The following is a 25,922-nucleotide window of genomic DNA, read 5'->3' as shown; positions in this document are numbered from 1 at the left end:
TCCGGTCTAGTAACGCTGCCGAAACCGTTCAGTGTCCCGGCGGATAAGCCCACACAGTCCGCACGGAATCCTCACAATCGGTATTGTTGTCGACATATAATTTTTCGCAACAATCGCACCCACTGCGATGCTTTCAATCCGACCGACCACCCTTCCCTCGCGTCCGCCACCATGCCATCCCGCTTGCCCAGTTCGGCGCCGCCTCGTACCACGCCGGATCTCGCGGGCGCGCATATTCTTGTCGTCGACGACCGCCCGAACGACCTGCGGCTCCTGACCGAAATCCTGCGCGCGGCGCGGTGCCGGATCAGCGTGGCGTTCGACGGGCTGCAGGCCTATCACCGTGCGCAGGCCATCGCGCCCGACCTGATCCTGATGGACGTCCGCATGCCGCGCATGGACGGCTTCGCCGCGTCGCGGCTGCTGGCATCAACGCCGTCGACGCAAGCGATCCCGGTGATCATCCTGACGGCGGCCGGCGAGCTCGAGGATCGGATCGCCGGGCTCGAAACCGGCGCGATCGACTACATCGTCAAGCCGTTCGAGCCGGCGGAAGTCATCGCGCGGATCCGCAATCACCTGAAACGCGCGCGGCGCAGCCAGCCGTTCGCGCACTTGCCCGAGCTACCCGACCACCCCGACGCCGCGCTCGTACGCGCGGCGACCGACGTGCTGCTGCGTGACCTGCGGCATCCGCCGGCGCTCGACGATCTCGCGAAGCAGGTCGGTACGCACGAAAAGCGCTTGTCCCGCGTGTTCCGCGACCAGCTCGGCCAGACCGTATTCGAGTACCTGCGCGACACGCGCCTGCGCGCCGCGATGCACTTCCTGTCGGATACATCGATGGGCATCGGCGACATCGCCGAGGAAATCGGCTTTTCCACGCCCGGCAATTTCGCGACGGCGTTCCGCGAACGTTTCGGTATCACGCCGTCCGACTGGCGGCGCCAGCGCCACACCGGCGACACGCCGGCCGCACAGGGGGGGCGCCACGGCGATGCGTAGGCGACACGCGGCGTGGGCAGCCGGATGGCGCGCGGTGCTGCTGCTTGTGATCGCACTGGCCGTCACCTGCGCGACGGCCCGCGCGGCATCGACGCCGAACCCCGCGCAACTGGACGGCGTATCGGTGTTCGAGGACGCGAGCACGACGATGACGGCCGAACAGGTCGCCGCGCGGCTCGCCGGGCCCGCTCGACGCGTGCCTGCGGCAAGCACGTCGACGTTCAACGTCGAGTTCTCGCGGTCGGCATGGTGGGTCCGGGCGACGCTGACCAACCGCGGCAGCGTCGCGCGTCCGCTGGTGCTGGTGATTCGCGACGCGCGCATCGACCACGCCGACTTCCATGTCGGCCAGGACGGCATCTGGACGCTCGTCAGCCGCTTCCCGGCTGCCGACGCCGGCAGCGACGCGGCCCGTCAGCCGTCGCGCTACCCGGTACTCGACGTCACGCTGCCCGCCGGCGCAAGCCTCCCCGTGCTGATCCGCGTCACGTCGCGCAAGGAAATGCGGCTCGCGCCGGCCGCGTTCACCCGCGCGGCATGGGATGCGCAGGAACGGCGCGCGACGATGTGGGACTTCGGTTTCTTCGGCGGCCTGCTCGCGCTCCTGTGGTGCGCGCTGCTGATCGGTTTCTTTTCGCGCAGCGGCGTGTTCCACGTACTGGCCGCGATGGCGCTGGGCACGACGCTGTTCGAGGCCGCTTACCGCGGTTACGTGGCCATGGCGTTGCCGCCCGCACTGCGCGAGTGGTCGGCGCGCGGCGAGGTGATCGCCGTGTACGCGGCGATCGCCTGCTTCATCGTCTTCATCCTGACGGTCGCCCGGCGCGAACAGGCCAGGCTGCCCTTGCGCGCCGTCTACATGGCGTTCCTCGCGCTCGAATGCATCGGCATGGCAGGCGCCGCAGGCGGCGACCTGCTGACCTTCACGTGGTTCTGCCTGCGGCTGAACGCGGTGCTCGGGATCGTCAACATCAGCCTCGCGCTGATGCTCGCGATCCGCCGGACGCCGACCGGCCGCGTGATGCTGATCGCCATCGTGTTCGCCACCTTCAACATGCTGATCCGCGTGCTCGACGGCATGGACGCGCTGCCGCCGCTGCTGTCCTGGCTCAAGTCCGATATCTATCCGAACCCCGTCATCGCGATCGTCGGGCTCGCCACGCACCTGCTGGTGCTGGCCGCGTGGATCCACCACGTGGGCCGCCAGCGCACCGAGGCCAGGAAGCGGCTCGAACACTGGCAGCTCACCGAACAGGATCGCCTGCGCGACGAAGTCGCGAGACGCACGGTCGCGCTCAACGACGCGTTGCAGCAGGTGACGACCCACATGCAGCAGAAGATCGAGACGCTCGGTTATGTGAGCCACGACCTGCGCGCGCCGCTGTCGACGATCAACGGTTATGCGAAGCTGCTGCTGCAGAGCGCGACGCGCAGCCAGGCACGGCTGATCCGGTCGATCGACCGCAGCATCCGCTACCAGCTCACGCTGATCGACGAACTGCTCGCGTTCACGAAGGCCGAACTGCAGCCGCTCGGCGTGGCGCCGGACGCGACCGACCTGCCCGGCCTGCTCGACGACATCGGCCACTATGCGCTCGCGCTGTGCGCGCAGCAGGACAACCGGTTCGTCTACCGGCCGGCCACGCCGCTGCCGCGCATGGTGTCGATCGACGGGATGCGGCTGCAGCAGGTGCTGCTCAACCTGCTGTCGAACGCGTCGAAGTTCACGCGGGACGGGACGGTCACGCTGTCGGTGCACGCGGCGCGCGAAGGTAATGCGTGGCGCCTGCTGTTCGAGGTCGCCGATACGGGCATCGGCATCGACATCAGCGGCACCCGCGACATCTTCCGCGCGTACCAGCAGGTGCAGGCCGTGAACGGCGGAACCGGGCTCGGCCTGTTCATCGCGCAGCGCATCGTCGGCGCGATGGGCGGCGAGCTGGCCGTCGCGAGCCAGCCGGGCGTCGGCACCGCGTTCTCGTTCCCGGTCGTCGCACCGGCGCTCGGGCACGCGCTCGTGCCGGTGTCGGAACTCGTCCGGCGGTTTCATCCGGGCGACGAGGCCGGCCCGGAACGCGTCGCGCCCGCAATGGATGGCCCGCCCGACGATGCACTCGACGCACTGATCCTGCTGGCCCGTGACGGGCGGCTCACCGATATCGAGACATGGCTCGGCCAGGTTGCGGACGAGCACGGTTACGCGGCCTTCGTGCAGCGCGTGCGCGAGCATCTCGATACGCTCGACCTGCACGCGATCGAGAAGCTGGCCGGGGCGCTCAAGCGTGCGCGCGGCGCGTCCGCTTCGTTCGACGCCGAAGCGGACGCGGCCGGGCCGGAACGAATCGGCGCTTCAGCCAGACGACCCTGATACTCCTCCCGATTTCGTCGGGCGTCCCGGGGATGCCCTATTGCTCGAAACAAAGACGGAATCCGACGCATCCGAGCCGGGTGCGGGCCACATGCCCGATCGCCGCGTCGGGATCGAGCGCCGCCCCGCGCCGGACCGCCGGGTCGAGCCATTCCCGGCCTGGCCTCACGGGCCGCACACGTTTGCGGCCGGGCCCCGCCCATTTGCGTTGCACACGACCCTCGATTTCCCCGCGGACCTGCCGTTAACCCGGATTTAAGCGCAGCCCGGTTCATCGCGCCGGGCCTTCCCCGCGAGCGCCAGCATGTCCGCATCCACCTCCATCGAGAAAATCGCCGACTGGGCGGGACGACACTACCTCGTCGTCGGCGCGCTGGGCACGCTGATGTCGCTCGCGGCGCTGAGCATCAGCGCGATCACGCTCTGGGCCACGAGAAGCGAAGTGGTCGAACATGCGCACGAAACCTCGCGCAACGTCGCCGCCGTGTTGGTGAGCGAGATCGCGCGGACCGTCGAAACGTCCAACAACGCACTGGTCGCGCTCGCCGCCGACCTCGGCAAGCCAGCGGTCCGGCACATGGACGCCGGGCTGCGGCACGATCTGCTGTTCCAGCGCTCGGCCGCGCAATACGTGACGGGGATGGGCGTGACGGACCGGGACGGCCAGTTGATCGACGCGTGCTGCGGGCCGTCCCACCACTGGAACTTCAGCGATCGCGATTATTTCAAGGTCCATCGCGACGCGCCGAATGTCGGCCTTTACGTGTCGGAGGCCTATCGCGCGCGCTCGCGCGGCGGCAAGGAATCGATCGCGCTCTCGCGGCGCATCGAACAGCCGGACCATACGTTCAACGGGATCGCGGTGGTCGCGATCGACCTCGCCTATTTCGATCAGTTGCTGTCCCGGCTGGACGTCGGGCCGCACGGCATCAGCGCGGTCCTGCGCGCGGACGGCACCATCCTGGCCCGCAACCCGTCGCTGAACGACCACCAGATGGTCCGCCTGCGCCGTTCGAACACCTTCGATCGCATGCTGAACCAGGACTCGGGCTTCTATGCGGCGCATTCGCGCATCGACGGAACGTTGCGCCTGTATACGTTCCAGCGGGTGCCCGGCACACCGCTGATCGCCGTCGTCGCGCCGGCCGAAGGCGACGTGCTGGACGGCTTCATCCGCATGTCATGGTCGGTCGGCATATCGGCGTCGCTCCTGTGCGCACTTTTCTGCGCGGTCGTCTGGCTGCTCGCCTTCGCGTTGCGGGACAACCTGCGCAAGCAGACGCTGCTGACCGGCCTCAGCCGCACCGATCCGCTGACCGGCCTGCACAACCGGCGTGCGCTCGACTTCGCGCTGGCCGACCAGTGGGAGCGGCTGCATCGAAACGGCCACGGCAGCCTGTCGCTGCTGTTCATCGATGCCGACCACTTCAAGCAGTACAACGACCGGCACGGGCACGCGCGAGGCGACACGGGGCTCCGGTTCCTCGCCGCCTGCATCCGCGCGCACACGCAGCGGCGCGGCGACTTCGCCGCGCGCTACGGCGGCGAGGAATTCGTCGCGGTGCTGCCCGATACCGATGAACGCGGCGCCGCGAAGGTGGCGGAGGCGATCCGCCGGGAAGTGGAACGCAACCGCCTCGACGGGTTCGACGACCCGGTGCCGGCCTTCACGGTGAGCATCGGCTGCGCGACCGCCCGCGCCGGATGGCCGGCGTCCGTCGACGCGTGGTCGCGCGAGGCGGATCTCGCGCTGTACGCCGCCAAGCGTGACGGACGCAACCGCGTCCGTCACGCGCCGTCGCCGCGGAACGAACAAGCGGCGTGACGGCCGGATCGATCCGCCATCCGCACCGCGTTTAGGATATCGGAGTAAACAAACCCGTCGGCGGGTTCGATCCATGCATCGCTCGTGACGCACAGCCGATTCGTAACCATCGCGTCACGATCGGCCACGACAATGCGCCATCTTTCAAACCCAGGATGGAGTCTTGCATGTTTGTGTCATCGAGCCGTCTCCCGCTGCACGTCGCAGCCCTGTCGACCGCGGTCGTGCTGGCCGCGTGCGGCGGCGGCGACGACGTGGTCGCCACACCCTCGACGAACGCCGCGATCCCGGCGCCGCCGGCCGATCCCGGTTTCGTCGACAGCGCGCCGGTTCCGAGCGTGCCCGCATTCGTCGACAATATCGCGACCAACCAGCGCGGCGACGCGCGTTACGCGACGCTGTCGACGAACGCCGCGGTGCGCGTGGTCAGCCGCTTCCTGGACCTCTGGCAGCCGTCGACGATGCTCGTCGATGCGGGCGTGACCGCGCCGGCCAACGGCGCGTTTCCGGCCATCTCGCCGTCGACCTGCACGGGGCTGCCCGGCAACGGCACACCGTGCGGCACGATCCTGAACGATGCGGTGCTGCAGGCGAACGTGCAATACGTGGTCAACGCGACGACCGCACGCACGCCGCAGCAGGCCGACGCCGCGTACTACGACGACCGGCGCGGCAAGGGCTACAGCGTGACCGACGGCATGGGGCCGCTCACGTCGGCCTGGCGCACCGCCGCCCAGCAGACGACCAGCATCACCAGCGTGCCGGCCGACGCGACGAGCGTGCTGTACAACGACACGGGCAACAACGTGGGCGTGGGCGGCAGCGCGAACGCGAGCTTCGGGAAAGTCGTCGATCTGCTCAATGAAATGGGCAACAACGCGTCGACCGAACCCTCGAAACGTTTCTACAAATATGCGCGGCCGTACCGCTGGAGCACGAGCGTCGTCGTCGACCCCACGCTGGTGCCCGCGGAAAGCACGACGCCCGCGACCGACGGCGGTTTCATCAGCGGCCATCAGGCGGAAGCGATGCGCGACGCCGTGACGATGGCGTGGCTCGTGCCGGAGCGCTTCCAGGAAATGGTCGGCCGCGGCCTCGAACTCGGCGAGAACCGCATTCTCGCCGGCATGCACTCGCCGCTCGACGTGATCGGCGGGCGCATGCTCGCGCTGGCGATCAGCGCGGCCAATCTCGCGGTGTACGCGAACGATGCGCAGGCCGCCTATGGCCAGGCGCACCAGACGCTGCAGCAGCTCACCGGCACGACCGACGCGACGTTCCAGGCATTCGCACGCTCGGGCACGACGGCGACCGACCGGTTCGCCGATTACACGACGAACAAGACGGCCTTCGCGCGCCGCATGACCTACGGCTTCGGCGCGCTCGACGCGACCGGCGCGCCGCCGGTCGTGCCGAAGGGGGCGGAGATCCTGCTGCAGACGCGTTTCCCGTACCTGGGCGCGGATCAGCGGCGCGTCGTGCTGAAAACCACCGAACTGCCGTCCGGCTACCCGGTGATGGACGATGCGGAAGGTTGGGGCCGGCTGAACCTGTTCGCGGCCGCCGACGGCTACGGCGCATTCAACGGCAACGTGACCGTCGCGATGGATGCGTCGAAGGGCGGCCTCAACGCCGCCGACCTGTGGCGCAATGACATCGCCGGCTCGGGCAAGCTGACGCTACAAGGCAGCGGCGTGCTGACGCTGGCGGGCAACAACAGCTACACGGGCGGCACGCAGGTCGGCGGCGGCACGCTCGCCGCCGCGTCCGCGACGGCGTTCGGCAACGGCGACGTCTACGTCGGCGCGGGCGGCGGCGTCAGGATCGCGGCCGGCGCGCCCGTCACGATCGCCACGCGCTACACGCAGCTCGACGGCGCCACGCTCGAACTCGACATCGACGGCAACGGCGGCGGACGCCTGCGCGTGGGCGGCGCGTTCACCGTCGCGGGCGGCACGCTGCACGTGAAGTTCGTGAACGGCTATCAGCCGAAGGCCGGCGACACCATCGCGCTGATCGACGCGGCAGCGGGCGCGGCGAAATTCGCGACGGTGACCGTCGACGGCTTCAAGGCGACGCCGGTCTACACGGCGACGGGCGTGTCGATCACGCTGTCGGCGGCGTAAGCGGCGCCGCAGCGACCCGGGCGACGTCGCCGCCGAGCGGCGGCGGCTACGCGAAGCGACCGGGCACCGGCCCGTCGCCCGGGGTGCCAGCCTCGCCCGACGGACGAGGCCGCGTCCCGAAGCGCCGTTGCAGATCGATGATCGCGGGCAGGTTGAAGTCGTGGACGTCGGGCACGGCGCCGCCTTGCCGCCGGTTCACCTCGGCACAGAGTTCCAGCGCCCGGGCGCGTGTCTCGGCGAGCATCCGCAGCGCCTCGCCCAGCAGTCGCTGCTCCAGGTCCGACAGCGGAAAGTCGCGGCCGGTGTCGCCGGCCGCCGGCTTGCGCATCAGGGTCGTCATCGCGGGGTCTCCTTCGAAGCCGGATCGCGCGGGCGGCCACATGCCGCCCCGCGCGTCACATGATCGCGCCGCGCAGCCACGGCACGAACTCGCGTTCGCCGATACCGTTCTCCTCGCTGCAGGTCCTGCGCCCGGACGCGACGTCGAGCATCAGCCGGAACAGCCGCGCGCCCGCGTCGTCGACGCTCGACGAACCAGTGACGATCCCGCCGCTATCGAAGTCCATGTCGGCGCGCATCCGCTCGTACAGGCCGGTCGTCGTCGCGATCTTGACCGTCGGCACCGGTTTCGACCCGAACACCGAACCGCGGCCCGTGGTGAAACAGACGAGATTCGCGCCGCCGGCGATCTGCCCGGTCGCCGACACCGGGTCGTAGCCGGGCGTATCCATGAAGACGAGGCCGCGCTGCCGCACCGGCTCCGCGTAGTCGTAGACGGCGCGAAGCGTCGAGCGCCCGCCCTTCGACACCGCGCCGAGCGATTTCTCGAGAATGGTCGTGATGCCGCCGGCGATATTGCCGGGCGACGGGTTGTTGTTCATTTCGCCGCCGCCGTCGGCCACGTAGCGCTCCCACCACCGCAACCGGCCGAGCAGGCGTTCGCCGATGTCGCGCGATGCCGCGCGGGCGATCAGCAGGTGCTCCGCGCCGTAGATCTCGGGCGTCTCGGACAGGATCGCGGTGCCGCCGTTGCGCACCAGCAGGTCGACGGCCGCGCCGAGCGCCGGGTTCGCCGTGATCCCCGAGTAGCCGTCGGATCCGCCGCATTGCAGGCCGACCGTCAGCCGCGCCGCCGGCACCGCACGGCGGCGCGCGCCGTCGGCCGCCTCCAGCAGCTCGCGCACGATCGACACGCCGCGCGCGACCGTTTCGCGCACGCCGCCCTCGTCCTGGATCACCAGCGTGCGGACCGTGCCCGGCGCGGCCGCGTCGAGCCGCTCGGCCAGCACGCGCACCTGGTTGACCTCGCAACCGAGGCCGACCAACAGCACGCCGGCGAAATTCGGGTTGCGCGCGTAGCCCACGAGCGTACGGCGCAGCAGCTCGACCCCGTCCCCGTTCGCCGCCATCCCGCATCCGCTCTGATGGGTGATCGCGACGACGCCGTCGACATGACCGAACGGCGCGAGCGCCTCGTGCCGGTACGCATCGGCAATCGCGTGGCACACGCTCGCCGAACAGTTGACGCTCGCGATCACGCCGATGTAGTTGCGGGTACCCACGCGGCCGTCGGGCCGCACGAACCCGTCGAAGGTATCGCCGAGGTCGGTCGGCGCGTCGGGCGCCGCACCGGCCGCGCCGTGATCGAGCACGTGCCGCTCGGGCATCCCGACGTTGTGCACGTGCACGTGCTCGCCCGCGGCGATGTCGCACAGCGCGACGCCGATCGGCTGGCCGCACTTGACGATCCGCGCGCCGCGCGCGATCGGCGCCGTGGCGAGCTTGTGGCCGGCCGGCACCGCGGCCGCGACGCGCAGCGTCGTGCCGTTCGCGTCGACCGGCACGTCCGGCGCCAGCGCGTCGAGCGCGACGGCGACATTGTCGTCATGATGCAGGATCACTACTGCCGGCTGGTTCACGATGCGATGCTCCCTGTGGTGGCGCGGCGCGCCGGATCGCAGCGGGCCGCGATGCGTCGCAGGCGCGGCTGCCCGTCCGGCAGCGCCAGCGAATCCGCGAGCGCGAGCAGCGGCGCGATCCGCCGCGCCACCTTCTCGCGATGATTGCCGGCGATATCGGCGAGGCGATGCGCGAGATACGGATTGAGAAAACGTTCGCGCACGCTGTCGAGGTAGCGTTCGGCCGTTTCTTGCTGGCCCAGCGCGGCGAATACCGGCGCGACCTCATCGCGCCATACGGCCTCGAGGCCGTCGCGCAGCCGCACGTCGTTCATCGCGTCGAGCACCGTTTCCGATTCGGGCCGCCCCGTGACGAGCCATTGCTCCGCCAGCCAGCTGTGCCCGAGGTTGAGGAAAAACAGTTTCAGGCGCTCGTGACTGCGCAGGTCGTCGGTGACGACGATCCGCGCGTGCCGGCACGGCAACGCCATGCCGGCACGCCGCTCGATCGCCCACAGCGCGTAAGGCTCCGCGACCGCGCCGACCGGGTGGATCGGCTCGGACACGATGCGGTCGACGAGCGAGTTGACCCAGATGCAGCGGTGCTGCAGGTAGTCGACGAACGCGTCGGGCAACCGCCATTCACGCGCGAGCGCGAGCACGCCGCCGCGCAGCGTGTCGCCGTTGTCCGCGACCAGTTCGCAGGGCAGCACGGTGACGCCGTCGGCGGGCCGCACCTGCCAGCGCGCCTGCAGCAGCACGAGCAGCTTCGCGGGAAAACCGCGCGGCGCGCGGTCGGGATGAGCCAGCACCTGCGCCGAATCGTGCGGGTCGGCGCGATAACCCGCGTCGCCGGTGTTCGACACGATCGCCCGCACGGACTCGATCGCCGCGCGGCGGATTTCGGCCCAGTCCGACTCCGCATCCCACGCGCGGTGCACGGCGCGGCACTCGACCACCTCGTCGACGATCCGGCCGCCGTCGCGTCCGCGTATGCGCACCGGATAGTGCGCGCCCGAGCGCAGCGCGTCGATGCGCGCGCGGCTGGCCGGGTTCCCGGTCGACTGCACGATGCCGATGCCGCCCATCGCGCCGCCTTCGTCGAGTGCCTGCGACACGAACAGGTCGACGTGCGCGAGCAGGAAGCGGCTTGTGCCGAACTGCAGGATCGGCGGCGTCATGACGTGCGCCCCGCGGCTTGCATGGCGCGGCTCAGCATTCGACGAGCGCCTTCACGACGGTCTGCCCGGCGTCGAACAGGCGCGGCAGCGCGTCGGGCACGTCCTCGAGCCGCATCCGGTGCGTATTCAGCGCGCGGTCCGGAATCCGCCCCGCGCGCATCGCATCGAGCACCGTCGCGAAATCCTCGGCCGTGGCGTTGCGGCTCGCGAGCAGCGTGGTTTCGCGCTTGTGGAATTCCGGATCCGAGAAGGCGACGTGCCCGCGCACGATCGAGATCAGCGTGTATTTGCCGCCGTGCGCAACGAATTCGAAACCGCGGTTCATCGCATCGAGGTTGCCGGTCGCATCGAACACCGCATCGAAATACTCGCCGTCGGTCAGCGCCGCGAGGCGTGCGGCATCGTCGGGCCCGACCTCCACCGCCGCGTCGACCCCCAGATGCTGCCGGCAAAACGCCAGGCGGTCGGCCCGCGTATCGAGGCAGGTCACGTCGGCGCCGCGCAGCTTCGCGAAGGTCATCGCCGCCATGCCGATCGGCCCGGCGCCGACCACCAGCGCTCGCTGGCCGGCCCGGATGTCCGCGCGCCGCACCGCATGCGCGCCGATCGCGAGAAATTCCAGCATCGCCGCCTGGTCGAGCGAAATGCCGTCGGCCTTGTGAACGAACTGCGCGGGCACGCTGAGGTATTCGGCCAGCGCGCCGTCGCGATGCACGCCGAGCACCTTGATGTTCACGCAGCAGTTCGTGTTGCCGTGACGGCATGCGACGCAGTGCCCGCACGACAGGTACGGCATCACGTACACCGCGTCGCCAACGCCGAGCCCCGACTCGGGTTCCGCCTCGACGACGACCGCGGAAAGCTCGTGGCCCATCACACGCGGATATTCGAGGTACGGCTGGTTGCCGGTGAAGATGTGCAGGTCGGTGCCGCAGATGCCGACACGTTGCACGCGCAACAGCACTTCGCCGCTGCCGCGCACGGGCAGTTCGCGATGCTGCACGCGCAGCACGCCGGGGGATTCGCAAATCACGCTGAGCATGTCGGTTCCTTTCGTTCGGGGTTCATTCGTCGTGGCGTGCGGTGTCGATCCGGTAGAAGCGGCGCGCGTTGCCGCCGAAGAGGCCGGCCAGCGCCGCAGAGCCGAGCCACCGCGCGCAATCGTCCTCGCACGCGGCCAGCCATTCGCCGTAGCCGCCGCACGCCGACGCGAGCCGCAGCACCGGCCAGTCGCTGCCCCACATCAATCGCGTCGGCCCGAACAGCTCGGCCAGCGCGCGAACATACGGCCGCGTGCGCGCCCGCACGGCGTCCGGTCCGGCCGACGGCCCGGCCTCCGTCCACAGGCCGGACAGCTTGCAATGCAGGTTCGGCAGGCTCGCCAGCCGGCGCATCGACGACAGCCACGGCTGCAGTTCGCCGCGCTCGACGAACGGCTTCGCGCCGTGGTCGATCACGATCGGCAGATCCGGATGGCGTCGCGCGAACGCATGCAGCGCATCGAGGTGGCGCGGCATCACCAGCGCGTCGAAACTCAGCACATGCTCAAGCATCGCGGCCACCGCGCGATCCAGCCGCGGATCGTCGATCCACGCGTCGTCGGGCAGATCCTGAAGCATCGGCCGCAGGCCGCGCGCCTTCGGCGCGCGCGCAAATGCCGCGATCCGCGCCGGCGCGTCGTCGGCCTTCATGTCGACCCAGCCGACCACGGCGCCGACCGTCGGGGTGTCGGCCGCGAGATCGAGCAGATAGCGCGTGTCGGCTTCGCTCGGCAACGATTGCACGAGCACGGTGCGCTCGATGCGCGCGGCGTCGAGCAGCGGCGCCAGATCGGCGGGGCCGAAATCCCGATGGATCGCATCGAGCTCGGCCGGCGGCCAGTTGCCGGCCCGCGCGCCGATGCGCCAGTAGTGCTGATGGGCGTCGATACGCACGGTCATGCGTGCGCTCCCGGAACCGGCGCGTGCGCGTCGATCAGACCTTCATCGCGCAGCGCGTCCCACAGTTCGGCCGGCGCGGCGCGCTCGAACCATTCGATGTTCTGCGTCAGCTGGGCCACGCTGCGCGCGCCGATCACGCACGACACGACCGCCGGATGGCCGAACGGAAACTGCAACGCGGCGGCGGGAAGCGGCACGTCGAAGCGCCGGCACAGCGCGCCGAGGCGCGTCGCCTTGTCGATCACGTCGGCACGCGCGTCCGAATAGTTGAACTTGCCGTTGCCGGCGAGCACGCCGGAATTGAACACGCCGCCGATCACGATCCCCGTCCCTTCGCGAGCGCACGTGTCGAGCAGCGGTTCGAGCGCCGTCTGTTCGAGCAGCGTGTAGCGGCCGGCCAGCAGCACCGCGTCGAGCGCCGCTTCGTTCAGCGCATCGGCCGCGACTTCCCATTCGTTCACGCCGAGACCGAACCCGCCGATCTCGCCGCCCGCCCGCAGCGCCTCCAGCGCGCGGAACCCGCCGCCGCGGGTCAACTGATCCCAGTAGTGCGCATGACGCTCGCCGTGCGTCATCGCGCCGATGTCGTGCACGTACAGCATGTCGATCCGCGCGAGCCCGAGCCGTTGCCGGCTGTCGTCGTGCGAACGCATGATGCCGTCGTAGCTGTAGTCGTAGACGGGCCGGAACGGCAGCGGCTCGGCCCAGCCGTCGTCGCCCGGCCGCACGCTCGCGTCGGCACGCATCAGCCGTCCGACCTTCGTGCTGAGCGTGAAGGCGCCGCGCTCGCGCAGGGCAAGCCCCGCGCCCACGCGCCGCTCGGACAGCGTGTAACCGTAATACGGCGCGGTGTCGAAATAGCGCAGGCCCGCCGCCCACGCGGCGTCGACGAGCGACGCGGCATCGGCCGCCGACATCGGACGATAAAGGCCGCCGAGCTGCGAGCAGCCGAGACCGAGCGCGGATACCGTCAACCCGCTGCGCGGCAAGGTGCGCGTATCGTTTGCGTTCATGAGGCGTGACAGGTAGTACGGAAAGGACGCATGGCCGGTCAGTACAGGACGTTCTTCGACGCCTGCGAATCGAGGTTCTGCTTGTCGACCATCACGACGCCGGTATCGATCAGCTTCGGCGCGGGCTTGCGCGCGATCACGTCGAGCGCCGTGCGCACGCCCTGGTTCCCCATTTGCCACGAGCCCTGCACGGCGATCGCCTGCACGGTGCCGTCGCGCACGAAGCCCTGCAGGTCCTCGTTGCCGTCGAACCCGATCGCCACCACCTTGCCCGCCTTGCCCGACTGCTTCAGCGCACGGCCCATCCCGACCGCGGTCGGCTCGTTCGCGCCGAAGATGCCCTTCAGGTCCGGGTTCGCCGACAACACGTCGGTCGTCTGGTTCAGCGCGGTCGCCATTTGCGATTGCGAGTAATACGGGCCGACGATCTGCAGCTTCGAGTGGCGCTCGATGTACTTGCGGAAGCCGCCGACGCGGCTGACCTCGGACCCCGCGCCCGGCACGTACGACATGATCGCGATCTTGCCGGACTGCCCGACGCGATCGATCAGCGCCTTCGCGCACAACGCCCCCGCCTTCTCGTTGTCGGTCGACAGGAACGCCTGGTAGTACGGCTTGCCGGCATCCGAGATGGCCGAGTCGATCAGCACGACGGGAATGTGCGCTTCCCACGCCTTCTTGATCGCGGGTACGAGCGCATCGGGATCGGACGGCGCGAGCACGATGGCCGCCACATGACGCGTGACCGCGTTGTCGACCATGTTGACCTGCCCGCTGATGTCGGATTCGGCCGCCGGCCCCTGGAACGTCATCGTGTAGCCGCTGGCCCCGTCGAGCGCCGCCTTCGCGCCTTTCTGCACGTTCTGCCAGTAGTTCGAATTGACCGTCTTGACGATCACCGCGATCTCGCCGCCGGCCGCATACGCGCCGCTGTTGCATGCCGCGAACAGGCACGCCGAGGCCGCCAGCAGGATGGATTTGTTCATGTCTCGCTCCGCTTCTCGTTGGTAGGGACTGCTTGCTGCCGGTCAGGGCCGGCGATTGCGCAACTGGTCGATCCAGACCGTGCCCAGGATCACGACGCCGATGATGATCTGCTGGATGAAGCTCGACACGCCGTTCATGTTCAGGCCGTTGCGCAGCACGCCGATCACGAACGCGCCGATCGCCGTGCCGGAGATCGTGCCGACGCCGCCCATCAGCGACGTGCCGCCGATGACCGAGCTGGCGATGGCGTCGAGCTCGTACATCACGCCTTCGTTCGGCTGCCCGGTGACGAGCCGCGACATCAGCACGCAGCCGGTCACGCCCGCGAGCGCGCCGGACAGCACGTAGGTGAACAGCTTCACGCCCTGGACGTTCACGCCCGACAGCCGCGCCGCCTCGGCGTTCGAGCCGACCGCGTAGATGTGACGGCCAAGCGACGTCCTCGACAGCAGCACGGACACCACGACGAACAGCACGATCATGATCACGACCGGATACGGAATGCCGGGAAACGTCGTGTCGGGGAACCCGTCCGCGCCGATGTGCGAGATCCGCAGCAGCGCGCCGTTGCCGAGCGCGCCGAACGCGTCGCCGAGATCCGATACGGGCCGGGCGCCCGTGATCTGGAGCGCGATGCCGCGCGCGACGAGCATCATGCCGAGCGTCGCGATGAACGGCGGCAGGCCCATGCGCGTCACGCAGATGCCGTTGACGAGCCCGCACAGCGCGCCGACCAGGATGCCGGCCGCCATCGCGGCGGGCACCGGCACGCCCGCCTTGACCAGCAGCGCGGCGCACACGCCGGCCAGCGCGAGCACCGAGCCGACCGACAGGTCGATGCCGCCCGTGATGATGACGCAGGTCGCGGCCACGCCCAGATAGGCGATGGAGGTCACCTGCAGGCCGACGGTCATCAGGTTGTCGACCGAGAAGAATGCCGCGCTCGATATCGAGAACGCGAACACGAGCACGACGAGACTGCCCAGCGCCGCGAACTTCTGGATCAGGTCGCGCCGCCGCTGTCGCGCCGCCCGCTCGTCGGCCTGGCTCCGATCGGATGTCATTTCAAGCATGGGAACGCCCCGACGCATAGTGCATGATCTCCTCCTGACTGGTGTGTTTCGTGTCGAGCAACGCGGTCAGCCGACCTTCGTGAAAAACGGCGATCCGGTCGGTCATGCCGAGCAGTTCGGGCAGTTCCGAACTGATCAGCACCACGCCGACGCCGTCGGCGGCGAGCCGGTCCATCAGCCCGTAGATCGCGAACTTCGCGCCGACGTCGATCCCGCGCGTCGGCTCGTCGAAGAACAGGATCTTCGAGCCGCGGTAGAGCCATTTGCCGATGACGACCTTCTGCTGGTTGCCGCCGGACAGGTTGCGCACGCGCTGGTGCACGGACGGCGTGCGAATCGCGAGGTCCTGCACGTAGCGGCGCGCCACCTCGAGCTCGTCGTCGAAGCGCAGGAAGCCCAGGCGCGACGAGATACCGCGCACGTTGGCGAGCGTGAGGTTCGCCGCGACCGGCATCGGCAGCGCGAGCCCCTCCTTCTTGCGGTCCTCCGACAGATACGCGATGCCGTGCCGGATCGCCTCGCGCGGCGAGCGGATCGTCACGGGCCGGCCGTGCAGCGCGATCGTGCCGCCGTCCGGGCGATCCGCGCCGAAGATCGCGCGGGCGATCTCGGTGCGGCCGGCGCCCATCAATCCCGCGAAACCCAGGATCTCGCCGCGGCGCAACGCGAACGACACCGGTCCGAACACGCCGTCCCGGCGCAGCGCGCGCACGTCGAGCAGCACGTCGTCCGTCGGCACCGATTGCCGGGACGGATAGGCGTCGTCGAGCGTGCGTCCGACCATGCGCGCGACGATGTCGTCGAGGCTCACGTCGGCGAAATCGTCCGTCGAGATATGGCGCCCGTCGCGCAGCACGGTCACGCGATCGACGATCTGCGCCATTTCGTCGAGGCGATGCGAGATATACAGAATCGCCACGCCGTCGGCCCGCAGTTCCTCGATGATGCGAAACAGCTGCACCGTTTCCGACTCCGTCAGCGACGACGTCGGCTCGTCCATGATCAGCACGCGCGCGTCGTGCGACAGCGCCTTCGCGATCTCGACCATCTGCTGCTGCGCGATGGACAGCACGCCGACCTTCGTCGTCGGCGCGACATTCAGGCCGATCCGCGCGATGCAGCGCGCCGCGTCCGCGTTCATGCGTTTCGTATCGACGAACGGCCCGCGCCGCGGCTCCCGCGCGAGGAACAGGTTCTCCGCCACGCTCAGGTGCGGGACGAGATTGAGTTCCTGGTGAATGATCGCGATGCCGGCCGCCTGCGCTTCGGAGGCCGAACGGAATTGCACCGGTGCGCCGCGATAGTGAACGACGCCCTCGTCGGGCAGGTACTGACCGCTGATGATCTTCATCAGCGTGGATTTGCCCGCGCCGTTTTCGCCGCACACCGCATGCACCTCGCCGCGGCGCAGGTCGAGGCGAATGCCGTCGAGCGCCACGACGCCGGGGAAGCGCTTGCGAATGCCGTCCAGGCGCAGGATCTCCCGGTCGGTTTCGTCCTGCGCGGCCTGGCCGGGCAGATTGCGAGGCAATGCCATTGCGTCTCCTGGGGGCGGATCGACCTCGGCTTCGTCTGGTCAGTCCAATTTGGAGGGATTACATCAATCAAACCCATTTTGGTCAAACCAATTTAACTATCTCAATCCCGATCTTACCAATAGTGAAAACCCGGACATCCGGATGAACCCGCCGCTGCAAAGGGCGATGCGGCGGGCGTGATAGACTCCGCGACACGCGCTTGCGCCGAAAGCGCATTGACCCCAATCCATCGGATGAAATCGACAGAACCCAAGCGGCTTTACCAATCGGTCGCGGCCCAGATCGTCGCGTTGATTCGCCAGGGCGAATTCGCGATCGGCGAGCGGCTGCCGCCGGAGCGCGAGCTGGCGCTGACGCTCGGCGTATCGCGCCCGTCGCTTCGCGAGGCGCTGATCGCGCTGGAAATCGGCGGGCAGATCGAGATCCGGATGGGCTCGGGCGTCTATGTCCGCGACACGGCGGCCGACGATGTCGGCACGATGGTCACGCTCGGCGACAGTCCGTCGGAATTGATGCAGGCCCGCGCGGCCATCGAAGGCAGCGTGGCCGCGCTGGCCGCCGCGCGGATGACGGCCGCGATGCTCGACCGCCTGCGCCGCACGCTTCAGCGCATGAAGCGGCTCGCGGAAGCCGGCAAATCGCCGGTCGAAGCCGATCGGCAGTTCCACATGCTGATCGCGGAAGCCGCCGGCAATTCGGTGCTCACCCGCTTCGTCGGCGAGCTGTTCGACAGCCGCCACGATCCGATCGCGACCGCGATGCGCGGCCACGCGGAAAATCCGCAGACGTGGACGGCCGCCGTGCGCGAGCACGAGGACGTGCTCCTCGCGCTGCAGGCCGGCGATCCGATCGCGGCGCAGACGGCCATCCGCGCGCATCTTCGCGCGTCCGAAGCGCGGTGGATCGAGGGTGGCCTGAAAGCCGAGCCGGATTGACTGCTGCGGGCGTCGGCACATGCGGGCGAACGCGTTGCCAAACGAGGCCGGCCCGATATCCGTCCCAATCTCCGTCCGGATCTCCGCTGAAAAAATTCCGGCGCTTGTCGCGTAAACGCGGCAGCGTCATCGCGCGTCACGCCGACCGGGTCCGGCCGATTCGCGCGAGCCGCTGCCCGCGACGCCGAGGGCAGGCCGTTGGCGCCGCGACACGCGGGCCCGGCCACGCGCTATTCAACGCCCTGCAACGCCGCCCGTTCGCTCGCCGTGCGGCGCGGCGGCAATGAGCGCGGGACCAGGCTCGTCACCAGCACCGAGCCCACCACCAGCAGCCCCGCGACCACCGCGAGCCCGGCATACGGCGCGCCGGTCCGCGCAAACAGGGCGCCGACCAGCCACGAACCGAACGCGCCGCCGAGCGAACCCAGCATGCTGATGACTGCGATGCCCGCCGCCGCCGCCCGCCCGGTCAGTTGCGCCGCCGGAATCGTCCAGAACACGATCGGCACGGTGAACGCGCACAGCTGCGCGATCGCCAGCAAGGTCACGGTGAGCCAGACATGGCCGACAGCGAAGCGCAGGAACAGCAGAGCGCACGCGGTGACGAGCATGCAGGCCACCGTATGCCACCGGCGCTCGCCGTACCGGTCGGAACTCCATGCGATCGCCACGTTGCCGATCATCGTAAATGCGGAAATCAGTCCGGACAACCAACCGATTCCGGCAACGCCCGTCACCCCGGCCGCCTTCAGCACCGTCGGCGACCAGAACGTCACCGTGCCCATCCCGACGTAGACGCAGAAATAGATCGCCGCCAGCCCCAGCACGCGCGCGTTGCGGACGATGTCGAGAACGCCCACCGGGCCATGGCCGATCACGGCCGAGGCCCGCTCCGCGTCAAGGTCGCGCAGGAGCGCCTGGCGATCCGACGGCGACAGCCATGCCGCCTGTTCCGGCCGGTCGCTCAGCATCAGCGGCGCAACCAGCCCGAGCGCGATGGCCGGCAACCCTTCGATCAGAAACAGCCACTGCCATCCGCGCAACCCCATCGCGTCCTGCATGTGCGCCATGATCCAGCCGGACAGCGGCCCGCCGATCATCCCCGCGACCGGAACGGCGAGCAGCAGCACGCTGTTGACACGGGCGCGCACCGTATCCGGAAACCAGTACGACAGGTACAGGATCAGGCCCGGAAAGAAGCCGGCCTCAGCGGCGCCGAGCAGAAAACGCACCACGTACAGCGACGCGCTGCCGGTCACGAACATCTGCGCGACCGTGCAGAGGCCCCACAGCACCATGATTCGCATGAGCGTGCGGCTCGCGCCGATGCGCGCCAGCAGCAGATTGCTCGGCACCTCGAATGCGGCGTAACTGATGAAGAAGATGGCCGCGGCGGAGCCGAATACGGCTTCGCTCAAGCCGAGGTCCTGCAGGAACTGCAGCTTGGCGAACCCGATGTTGACTCGATCGACGAAGTTGACGACGTAGCAGAGGAACAGAAACGGAATCACGCGCAGCGCGATCCGACGATACAAGAAGGCAGGGGATGACTCGGACATGGACCGCTCCCGGTATGTGGAAATGCGTCGACCTTCGTTTGCATTGCGTGGGGGCCGCCAGCGATGGCGTCGACACACGTTGTGCGCGCACGAGCGGGCGAAGCTTTACCGGATGATTATACAAATCCCGCCATTCGGTATTTATCGGTAGTTAACACGAGAGAGGCCGTTGGACGCTACGCACGCGATGCCGCCGCAACCCGAACCCGTCAGTTTCGTAATAAATATCGAAAAAACTCGATCACCAGGCCCTCTTTCCCGCGTGCAAGGTATCGCGCGACACCCTATGTAAACCCCATCATAGAAATAAATACAATCCCCTATAATGAGATTTACAAAAAATAGATCCCCGAGGGTTGAGATCGCCTCCCCCCGTGTTTTTTTCTGGATATGATCGTCGGGGAAACTGGCCGCGTCGTACGGCACCTTCGGAAGCCATCCAGGCGAACCGCGCGCATGGCGCGAGCCCGCTGCCCGCGCCTGGCAGCATGAGCCGGCTTCGGCCGGCGTCGAATTTGAGACGGAATGCATTAGCCACGCCATGAACCTGCACGCTGAAACACTGTGCTTCTCGGATGTGTTCCTCCATTCGCAGGCGATCGTAAACTGGTCGCAGCACTACGATCAGATCAGTCCGGGCACGGCCACGACCACGTTGCGCCAGGTCGCCGGCCAGCGCTTTCACGTCTTTCGCGAACGCATCAACCAGCGCGTGATGCAGCACGGACTCGCGCCGCGCGGCCGGCTCTGCTTCGCACTGCCGATCGCCAGTGCGGTTGCGCCGGTGGTCCAGGGCCGTACCGTCGAGCGCCCGAGCCTGCTGACGCTGCGCGGCGGCGAGGAATTCGTCGCGCACCTTCCGAGCGACACCGAAGTGCTCGCCTTCACGATCGATCGCACCCTTACCGCCGATCGCGAGGTCGACGAACTCGCGCACCTGCCGGCGCGCATCCTGCAGCAGCCGGTACTCCCCATCGCGCCCGCGCGTTACCGCGATGCACTGGACGGCCTCGAGCAGGTACTCTGCCAGGCGCTCGACCGCGATTCGCTCACGGCGCGCGATGCGTTCGACGAACGCGTGCTCGCGCACAGCGTCGTCGGTATCCTGCTCGACCTCGTGCAGACCGACGCGTCCGGCGCCGGCGCGCTGCCGTCGGCGTCGACGCAGAGCTACATCGTGCGCCGCAGCCAGGAGATCGCGCTCGACAGCGACGACGTGCCGACCGTCATCGATCTCTGCCACCACCTGCGCATCAGCCGCCGCACGCTGCAATACAGCTTCCAGAACGTCGTCGGCACGACGCCGACGGCCTACCTCCGCTCGATCCGGCTGAACGCGGTGCGGCGCTTCCTGATGACGACGCCCGAGACGATACGCATCGGCGACGCGGCGGCGCAATTCGGCTTCTGCCACTTCGGGCGCTTCTCCGCGTACTACCAGCAACATTTCCACGAGTTGCCGTCGCATACGCCGCGCCTGAGCTGAGTCCGTGCGCAAGCGCCGTGACGCCGCATCCGGGTAATCCCCTGCCGCCCGACGCATGCGGATTGCCGATAGCGGACAACGCCCGGTTTTTCGGCACCGTAAATTGCGTCGTCGGCCTGCTCCGCGGTGCGTTGCACCGGGCGGCCGGCCAAGCGCACACCGGTGTCGCCGGCGGACATCAGCCTCCATGGCCGGTTCGTCAGGATCGGCCCGCGGCACCGGGATATTGATCAGACATGCCGGTGTCGATTCCTGATGGACGATCCGGTCAGCGGGACTACTCATGAACGAATCGTCATCCCGGTCCGACGCGGGGCTCAGCAGGAACGCGGTCGGACTCTCACACATCGTCTTCTTCGTCGTCGCCGCGGCCGCGCCGCTCACCGCGATGGTCGGCGCGACGCCCGCGGCATTCTCGCTCGGCAACGGCCCCGGCGTGCCCGGCGTATTCGTGCTGGCCGGCATCATGTACCTGATCTTCAGCATCGGTTATGCCGCGATGAGCCGGCATATCTCCAATGCGGGCGCGTTCTACGCGTATATCGCGAACGGGCTCGGACGTCCGGCCGGCGTGGGTGGCGCGTTCGTCGCGATCGTCGCGTACAACGCGGTGCAGATCGCGATCTACTGCATGTTCGGCTTCTTCCTGAACGACAGCATCCAGCGCCACTACGGCGTCGACGTGCCGTGGTGGGCGTTCGCGCTCGCCTGCGTCGTCGCCGTCCATGTCTGCGGCGCGCGGCGCATCGAGTTCAGCGGCCGGCTGCTCGGCATGCTGATGATCGGCGAGATCGCGATCGTGATGCTGCTCGATCTCGCGATCGTCGCGCACGGCGCGAGCACCGGCGGCTTCAGCGCGAAACCGTTCAGCCCGTCGACGGTGTTCGCGCCCGGGCTGGGCACCGCGCTCGTGTTCGTCCTCGGCTCGTACATGGGTTTCGAGGCAACGGCGATCTTCTCCGAGGAGGCACGCGACCCGAAGCGCACGATTCCGCGCGCGACCTACGTTGCCGTGCTTCTCATCATGGCGTTCTACGCGCTGTCGTCGTGGGCGATCGTCGAGGCATGGGGGGAGAGCCGGATCGCCGCGCAGGCGGCCCACGACCCGGCCAATCTCTGGTTCGCCGTCAGCGGCCGGCTGCTCGGCGGCATCGCGACGGACGCGATGAACGTCCTGCTCGTCACGAGCCTGTTCGCGGCCATCCTGTCGTTCCACAACACGATCACGCGCTATTTCTACGCGATGGGCCGTGAACGTGTGCTGTGGCGCAAGCTCGGCCATACGTGCCCCGTGCATCGCTGCCCCGACGTCGCCGGCAAAGTGCAGACGCTGATCGCGCTCGCGGCCATCGCCGGATCGGCCGCCTTTCGCCTCGACCCGTTCGCGGTCGTGTTCTCGTGGATGAGCGCGCTGGCCACGATCGGCATCATCGCGGTGCAGATCCTCGTGGCGGCCTCGGTGATCGCGTTCTTCGCGCGCGATCGCCGGGATGCCAGCGTCGTGCACCGCCTGATCGCGCCGCTCGTCAGCATGATCGCGCTCGGTGCCTGCCTCGTGCTGGTCGTACGCAACCTGTCCGTGCTGAGCGGATCGGATTCCACCTTTGTCGCGATGTTTCCGTATTTCCTGGTCGCCGTCGGCGCGCTCGGCATCCGCGCCGCCTTGCGATTGAAGCGCAGCGACCCCGACCTGTACCGCGCACTCGGGCGCGCCGTCCAGTAGCCGCCCCCGGACGGTGCCGCACGGCACCGCCGTCGCACGACGCCCCGTCGACGCTGTCCCGGTGCCGGCGACCCGCGCCCACTGCGTCGCGCCGGCGCGGGTATTCCCTGTCCCGATCGCCTCGCAACGATTGCCGATAGCGGACAAGGCCCGCGATTTCATCGACATACAGTGAAAGCGACGTTGAAGCCGCACCGTGGCCGCTGCCCTCGCCGCCACCGGTTCGGCCCGACGATTCGCCCCTGGGAAACACGGACACCATGATGAAAATTCAGAATCTGATCGGCGGCCGGCATTGCGATGCCTCCGCCGGCCGCACCTTCGAAAAACTTGCGCCGGCGACGGGCGACTACGTCGCCGCGGTGCCCGCGTCGGGCGCCGAAGACGTCGATCGCGCCGCGCGTGCCGCGCACGATGCCCTGCACGACGACGCGTGGGCCCGCGCGGGCGGGCCGGCCAGAGCCCGCTGGCTGCTGCGGCTGGCGGACCTGGTCGAACGCGACGGCGATGCGCTGACGCAGCTGCTCGCCGTCGAGCAAGGACGGCCGCTCGCCGAGATGCGCATGATGGACCTTCCGATGTGCATCGACACGCTGCGCTACTTCGCCGGCTGGGCCGACAAGCTCGAGGGCCGCACGATTCCGACCGATGGCTTCATGGGCCGCCCGACGCTCAGCTACACGCGGCGTGCGCCGGTGGGCGTGGCCGGCCAGATCATCCCGTGGAACGCGCCGCTGATGATCGCCGTGTGGAAACTCGCGCCGGCGCTGGCGGCCGGCTGCACGGTGGTCGTCAAGCCGTCGGAGGATGCGCCGCTGGCCGTGGCCCGGCTCGGCGAACTCGCATGCGAAGCCGGCCTCCCTGCCGGGGTCGTCAATATCGTCCACGGCGTGGGCGCGGAAGTCGGCGCCGCACTGGTCGCGCACCCGCTCGTCAACAAGATCAGCTTCACGGGCAGCACCGAAGTGGGCCGCGCGATCGCAGGCGCCGCGGCGAAGACCTTCAAGCGCGTCACGCTCGAACTGGGCGGAAAAGCCGCGCAGATCGTCTTCGCGGATGCCGATCTCGACCGTGCGATCCCGTCGCTAATGGCCGGCATGTTCGCGAACCAGGGCCAGACGTGCGCCGCCGGCTCGCGCGTGCTCGCGCATCGCTCGATCGCGCCCGCACTCGAAGCGCGGCTCGCCGATGCGGCCCGCGCGATCCGCGTCGGTCCGCCGTCGGAGCCCGGCGTGCAGATGGGCGCCCTCATCAACCCGCGTCACCTCGCACGCGTCCGCGCGCTGGTCGACGGCGCGCTCGCCGAAGGCGCCGTGCTGCTGGCCGGCGACGAACAGCTGCCGCCGCGCGGCTGCTTCATGCGCCCGACGGTGCTCGGCGGCGTCCAACCGGGCATGCGGATCGCCCGTGACGAAGTGTTCGGCCCGGTCGGCATGGTCATGCCGTTCGACACCGAGGACGAGGCGGTTCGCATCGCCAACGACACGCCGTTCGGCCTGTCCGCTTCCGTGTGGACGCAGGACGTCGGCACCGCGCACCGCGTCGCCGAGCGGCTCGACGTCGGCGCCGTCGCGATCAATGCGTGGAGCCCGATCGACGCGCGCCTGCCGTGGGGCGGCACCAAGCAAAGCGGGATCGGGCGCGACCTGTCCAAGGCCGCGCTCGATTCGTACCTCGAGGAAAAGATCGTCACCGCAGCCCTGTGATCCCGCGGCGCACACCGCGCCGCCTCCTGTTCAAGCACTTCGTAAGAGAGACGAGAGACACCATGGACTATCAAACGCGTCAAAAACGATTCTGGCATCCGATGAGCTCGGCGGCCGCCGGGCATACGACCCCCACCGTCGTCATCGCGCGCGGCGACGGCAACTATGTGTACGACGTCGAAGGCCACCGCATGCTCGACGGCGTCGGCGGCCTGTGGAACGTCAACGTCGGCCACAACCGGCCGGAAGTGAAAAGCGCGATCGCCCGGCAGATGGACGAACTGTCGTACTACCAGACCTTCGACGGCGTCGCCCACCCACGCGTCTACGACCTGGCCGACCGCCTGTGCGCGATGTTCGCGCAGGAAGACATGCAGCGCGTGATGTTCGGCAGCGGCGGATCCGACGCGATCGAAACCGCGCTCAAGATGGCGCGCCAGTACTGGATCGCCGCGGGCGAGCCGTCGCGCACGAAATTCCTGTCGCTGCGCAACGGCTATCACGGCGTGCACATGGGCGGCACGTCGATCGGCGGCAACGGCGTCTACCATTACAATCACGGCCCGCTGCTGCCCGGCTGCGTGCTGCTCGATACGCCCTGGCTCTATCGCAACCCGTGGAACTGCGACGATCCGCAGCAGCTCGTCGAGCATTGCATCGGACAGCTCGAGGAAACGATCGCGTTCCACGGTCCGCAGACCATCGCCGCGTTCGTCGCGGAACCGGTCCAGGGCGCGGGCGGCCTGATCGTCCCGCCGGCCGATTACTGGGCGCGCGTGCGCGACGTATGCGACCGCAACGGCATCCTGCTGATCGCCGACGAGGTGGTGACGGGCTTCGGCCGGACCGGCAGCATGCTCGGCAGTCGCGGCTGGGGCGTCGCCGCCGACATCCTGTGCGTCGCCAAGGGGATTTCGGCCGGCTACGTGCCGCTCGGCGCGACGCTGTACAACGGGCGCATCGCGCAGGCGATCGAACACGGCGCGGGCTTCTCGCATGTGGTCATGCACGGCTACACGTACAGCGGGCATCCGCTCGCGTGCGCCGCGTCGCTCGCGGTGCTCGACATCGTCGAAGCCGAGGATCTGCCGGGCAATGCCGCACGGGTCGGCCAGCGCCTGCTCGAGCAGCTTCAGCCGCTGAAAGCCGACTTCGAGACCGTCGGCGACGTGCGCGGCAAGGGGCTGATGCTGGCGCTCGATCTGGTGACCGACAAGGCCAGCCGCACGCCGCTCGACCCGGGCCAGGGGTTTGCGGCGCGCGTGGCCGATGCCGCGCGCAAGCGCGGGGTCCTGGTCCGCGCGATCGCGAACAAGGTCGTGATGTCGCCGCCGCTGACGCTGCTGCCGGACGAAGCCGACTTCATCGCGGTCACGCTGCGCGAGGCGCTGCAGGCGTGCTGCGCGGATTCGCGGTCGATCGCCTGACGCCGCCGGCCTTCGTGCGCGGGCCCGGCATCCCGGGTTCGTGCGCATGGCCATGCCCCCGCGCGCCGATGGGCACCCTCGCGGGACGTCGATGCCCGGCGCCCCGCCCGCCGTTATTTCGTTTTCGAGGAT

19 protein-coding genes are annotated in these 25,922 nt (G+C 68.8%); 9 read left to right on the top strand and 10 right to left on the bottom strand.

The genetic code is table 11. The features are described 5' to 3' along the window. The first annotated feature begins 171 nt into the window (after window positions 1-171). The 4 genes from AC1VVG_RS31850 (at window position 172) to AC1VVG_RS31835 (ending at window position 7,324) form a co-directional block, all read left to right on the top strand. On the top strand, window positions 172-1,005 hold the full coding sequence (locus AC1VVG_RS31850) for a response regulator transcription factor (protein ID WP_059562620.1): 834 nt from the start codon (window positions 172-174) through the stop codon (window positions 1,003-1,005). Then, window positions 998-3,373, top strand: a complete 2,376-nt coding sequence (locus AC1VVG_RS31845; protein WP_482837427.1) for a sensor histidine kinase — start codon at window positions 998-1,000, stop codon at window positions 3,371-3,373. The genes AC1VVG_RS31850 and AC1VVG_RS31845 overlap by 8 nt, the downstream gene beginning before the upstream one ends. Window positions 3,374-3,677: 304 nt before the next feature. Further along, on the top strand, window positions 3,678-5,198 hold the full coding sequence (locus AC1VVG_RS31840; protein ID WP_034191806.1) for a sensor domain-containing diguanylate cyclase: 1,521 nt from the start codon (window positions 3,678-3,680) through the stop codon (window positions 5,196-5,198). Between the two features lie 167 nt (window positions 5,199-5,365). Then, the gene (locus AC1VVG_RS31835) at window positions 5,366-7,324 is read left to right on the top strand and encodes a phosphatase PAP2 family protein (protein ID WP_069704837.1); all 1,959 of its coding nucleotides are present in this window, start codon (window positions 5,366-5,368) and stop codon (window positions 7,322-7,324) included. Window positions 7,325-7,370: 46 nt separating this feature from the next. On the opposite strand, the gene AC1VVG_RS31830 is transcribed toward AC1VVG_RS31835, so the two are convergent. Genes AC1VVG_RS31830 through AC1VVG_RS31790 form a run of 9 tightly spaced genes read right to left on the bottom strand, consistent with a single transcriptional unit; the run spans window position 7,371 to window position 16,953 of the window. Continuing rightward, window positions 7,371-7,664, bottom strand: a complete 294-nt coding sequence (locus AC1VVG_RS31830) for a hypothetical protein (RefSeq protein WP_051701118.1) — start codon at window positions 7,662-7,664, stop codon at window positions 7,371-7,373. Between the two features lie 55 nt (window positions 7,665-7,719). Next, the gene (locus AC1VVG_RS31825) at window positions 7,720-9,243 is read right to left on the bottom strand and encodes a UxaA family hydrolase (protein ID WP_482837426.1); all 1,524 of its coding nucleotides are present in this window, start codon (window positions 9,241-9,243) and stop codon (window positions 7,720-7,722) included. After that, window positions 9,240-10,403, bottom strand: a complete 1,164-nt coding sequence (locus tag AC1VVG_RS31820; RefSeq protein WP_482837425.1) for a mannitol dehydrogenase family protein — start codon at window positions 10,401-10,403, stop codon at window positions 9,240-9,242. The genes AC1VVG_RS31825 and AC1VVG_RS31820 overlap by 4 nt, the downstream gene beginning before the upstream one ends. A 31-nt stretch (window positions 10,404-10,434) precedes the next feature. Continuing rightward, a complete protein-coding gene (locus tag AC1VVG_RS31815; RefSeq protein ID WP_482837424.1) occupies window positions 10,435-11,445 on the bottom strand; it encodes a zinc-binding alcohol dehydrogenase family protein in 1,011 nt (336 codons plus the stop codon). A 22-nt stretch (window positions 11,446-11,467) separates the two neighbouring features. Further along, window positions 11,468-12,343: an amidohydrolase family protein gene (locus AC1VVG_RS31810; protein WP_034191811.1), complete on the bottom strand. Its 876-nt coding sequence runs from the start codon at window positions 12,341-12,343 to the stop codon at window positions 11,468-11,470. Then, on the bottom strand, window positions 12,340-13,356 hold the full coding sequence (locus AC1VVG_RS31805; RefSeq protein ID WP_482837423.1) for an aldo/keto reductase: 1,017 nt from the start codon (window positions 13,354-13,356) through the stop codon (window positions 12,340-12,342). Before AC1VVG_RS31805 ends, AC1VVG_RS31810 begins: the two co-directional genes overlap by 4 nt. A 38-nt stretch (window positions 13,357-13,394) precedes the next feature. Then, entirely contained in the window at window positions 13,395-14,342 is a 948-nt protein-coding gene (locus AC1VVG_RS31800; RefSeq protein WP_124608726.1) for an ABC transporter substrate-binding protein, read from the bottom strand. A gap of 42 nt (window positions 14,343-14,384) precedes the next feature. Next, window positions 14,385-15,416, bottom strand: coding sequence for an ABC transporter permease (locus AC1VVG_RS31795; RefSeq protein WP_034191814.1), 1,032 nt, complete (start codon window positions 15,414-15,416; stop codon window positions 14,385-14,387). Further along, window positions 15,409-16,953 (bottom strand): sugar ABC transporter ATP-binding protein, encoded by a 1,545-nt coding sequence (locus tag AC1VVG_RS31790; protein ID WP_059562590.1) that lies wholly within the window; start codon window positions 16,951-16,953, stop codon window positions 15,409-15,411. The genes AC1VVG_RS31795 and AC1VVG_RS31790 overlap by 8 nt, the downstream gene beginning before the upstream one ends. Window positions 16,954-17,187: 234 nt before the next feature. Between AC1VVG_RS31790 and AC1VVG_RS31785 the strand changes: the two genes are divergently transcribed. Then, window positions 17,188-17,889, top strand: coding sequence for a FadR/GntR family transcriptional regulator (locus tag AC1VVG_RS31785; RefSeq protein WP_069704844.1), 702 nt, complete (start codon window positions 17,188-17,190; stop codon window positions 17,887-17,889). Between the two features lie 230 nt (window positions 17,890-18,119). Here the strand turns inward: AC1VVG_RS31785 and AC1VVG_RS31780 are convergent, their stop codons facing one another. After that, window positions 18,120-19,448: an MFS transporter gene (locus AC1VVG_RS31780; RefSeq protein WP_482837639.1), complete on the bottom strand. Its 1,329-nt coding sequence runs from the start codon at window positions 19,446-19,448 to the stop codon at window positions 18,120-18,122. A 541-nt stretch (window positions 19,449-19,989) separates the two neighbouring features. On the opposite strand from AC1VVG_RS31780, the gene AC1VVG_RS31775 reads away from it, so the two are divergent. From AC1VVG_RS31775 to AC1VVG_RS31760, 4 genes are all read left to right on the top strand, one after another. Beyond that, window positions 19,990-20,934 (top strand): helix-turn-helix domain-containing protein, encoded by a 945-nt coding sequence (locus AC1VVG_RS31775; RefSeq protein WP_034191818.1) that lies wholly within the window; start codon window positions 19,990-19,992, stop codon window positions 20,932-20,934. Between the two features lie 283 nt (window positions 20,935-21,217). Beyond that, the gene (locus AC1VVG_RS31770; protein WP_049028482.1) at window positions 21,218-22,657 is read left to right on the top strand and encodes an APC family permease; all 1,440 of its coding nucleotides are present in this window, start codon (window positions 21,218-21,220) and stop codon (window positions 22,655-22,657) included. A 260-nt stretch (window positions 22,658-22,917) separates the two neighbouring features. Continuing rightward, window positions 22,918-24,363: an aldehyde dehydrogenase family protein gene (locus AC1VVG_RS31765; RefSeq protein WP_482837422.1), complete on the top strand. Its 1,446-nt coding sequence runs from the start codon at window positions 22,918-22,920 to the stop codon at window positions 24,361-24,363. Between the two features lie 62 nt (window positions 24,364-24,425). Further along, window positions 24,426-25,790 (top strand): aspartate aminotransferase family protein, encoded by a 1,365-nt coding sequence (locus tag AC1VVG_RS31760; RefSeq protein ID WP_034191821.1) that lies wholly within the window; start codon window positions 24,426-24,428, stop codon window positions 25,788-25,790. Window positions 25,791-25,922: the final 132 nt, after the last annotated feature.

It is taken from the genome of Burkholderia sp. L-4 (assembly GCF_056856535.1).
The sequence above is the reverse complement of the archived record's forward strand: the minus strand, read 5'-3'. Positions and strand labels throughout refer to the sequence as shown.

What these genes read in the sequence shown, in the direction of transcription:
- AC1VVG_RS31850 (WP_059562620.1), top strand. Translation starts at nt 172, where the DNA reads ATGCCATCCCGCTTGCCCAGTTCGGCGCCGCCTCGTACCACGCCGGAT.
- AC1VVG_RS31845 (WP_482837427.1), top strand. Translation starts at nt 998, where the DNA reads ATGCGTAGGCGACACGCGGCGTGGGCAGCCGGATGGCGCGCGGTGCTG.
- AC1VVG_RS31840 (WP_034191806.1), top strand. Translation starts at nt 3,678, where the DNA reads ATGTCCGCATCCACCTCCATCGAGAAAATCGCCGACTGGGCGGGACGA.
- AC1VVG_RS31835 (WP_069704837.1), top strand. Translation starts at nt 5,366, where the DNA reads ATGTTTGTGTCATCGAGCCGTCTCCCGCTGCACGTCGCAGCCCTGTCG.
- AC1VVG_RS31830 (WP_051701118.1), bottom strand. Translation starts at nt 7,664, where the DNA reads ATGACGACCCTGATGCGCAAGCCGGCGGCCGGCGACACCGGCCGCGAC.
- AC1VVG_RS31820 (WP_482837425.1), bottom strand. Translation starts at nt 10,403, where the DNA reads ATGACGCCGCCGATCCTGCAGTTCGGCACAAGCCGCTTCCTGCTCGCG.
- AC1VVG_RS31815 (WP_482837424.1), bottom strand. Translation starts at nt 11,445, where the DNA reads ATGCTCAGCGTGATTTGCGAATCCCCCGGCGTGCTGCGCGTGCAGCAT.
- AC1VVG_RS31810 (WP_034191811.1), bottom strand. Translation starts at nt 12,343, where the DNA reads ATGACCGTGCGTATCGACGCCCATCAGCACTACTGGCGCATCGGCGCG.
- AC1VVG_RS31805 (WP_482837423.1), bottom strand. Translation starts at nt 13,356, where the DNA reads ATGAACGCAAACGATACGCGCACCTTGCCGCGCAGCGGGTTGACGGTA.
- AC1VVG_RS31800 (WP_124608726.1), bottom strand. Translation starts at nt 14,342, where the DNA reads ATGAACAAATCCATCCTGCTGGCGGCCTCGGCGTGCCTGTTCGCGGCA.
- AC1VVG_RS31795 (WP_034191814.1), bottom strand. Translation starts at nt 15,416, where the DNA reads ATGCTTGAAATGACATCCGATCGGAGCCAGGCCGACGAGCGGGCGGCG.
- AC1VVG_RS31790 (WP_059562590.1), bottom strand. Translation starts at nt 16,953, where the DNA reads ATGGCATTGCCTCGCAATCTGCCCGGCCAGGCCGCGCAGGACGAAACC.
- AC1VVG_RS31785 (WP_069704844.1), top strand. Translation starts at nt 17,188, where the DNA reads ATGAAATCGACAGAACCCAAGCGGCTTTACCAATCGGTCGCGGCCCAG.
- AC1VVG_RS31780 (WP_482837639.1), bottom strand. Translation starts at nt 19,448, where the DNA reads ATGTCCGAGTCATCCCCTGCCTTCTTGTATCGTCGGATCGCGCTGCGC.
- AC1VVG_RS31775 (WP_034191818.1), top strand. Translation starts at nt 19,990, where the DNA reads ATGAACCTGCACGCTGAAACACTGTGCTTCTCGGATGTGTTCCTCCAT.
- AC1VVG_RS31770 (WP_049028482.1), top strand. Translation starts at nt 21,218, where the DNA reads ATGAACGAATCGTCATCCCGGTCCGACGCGGGGCTCAGCAGGAACGCG.
- AC1VVG_RS31765 (WP_482837422.1), top strand. Translation starts at nt 22,918, where the DNA reads ATGATGAAAATTCAGAATCTGATCGGCGGCCGGCATTGCGATGCCTCC.
- AC1VVG_RS31760 (WP_034191821.1), top strand. Translation starts at nt 24,426, where the DNA reads ATGGACTATCAAACGCGTCAAAAACGATTCTGGCATCCGATGAGCTCG.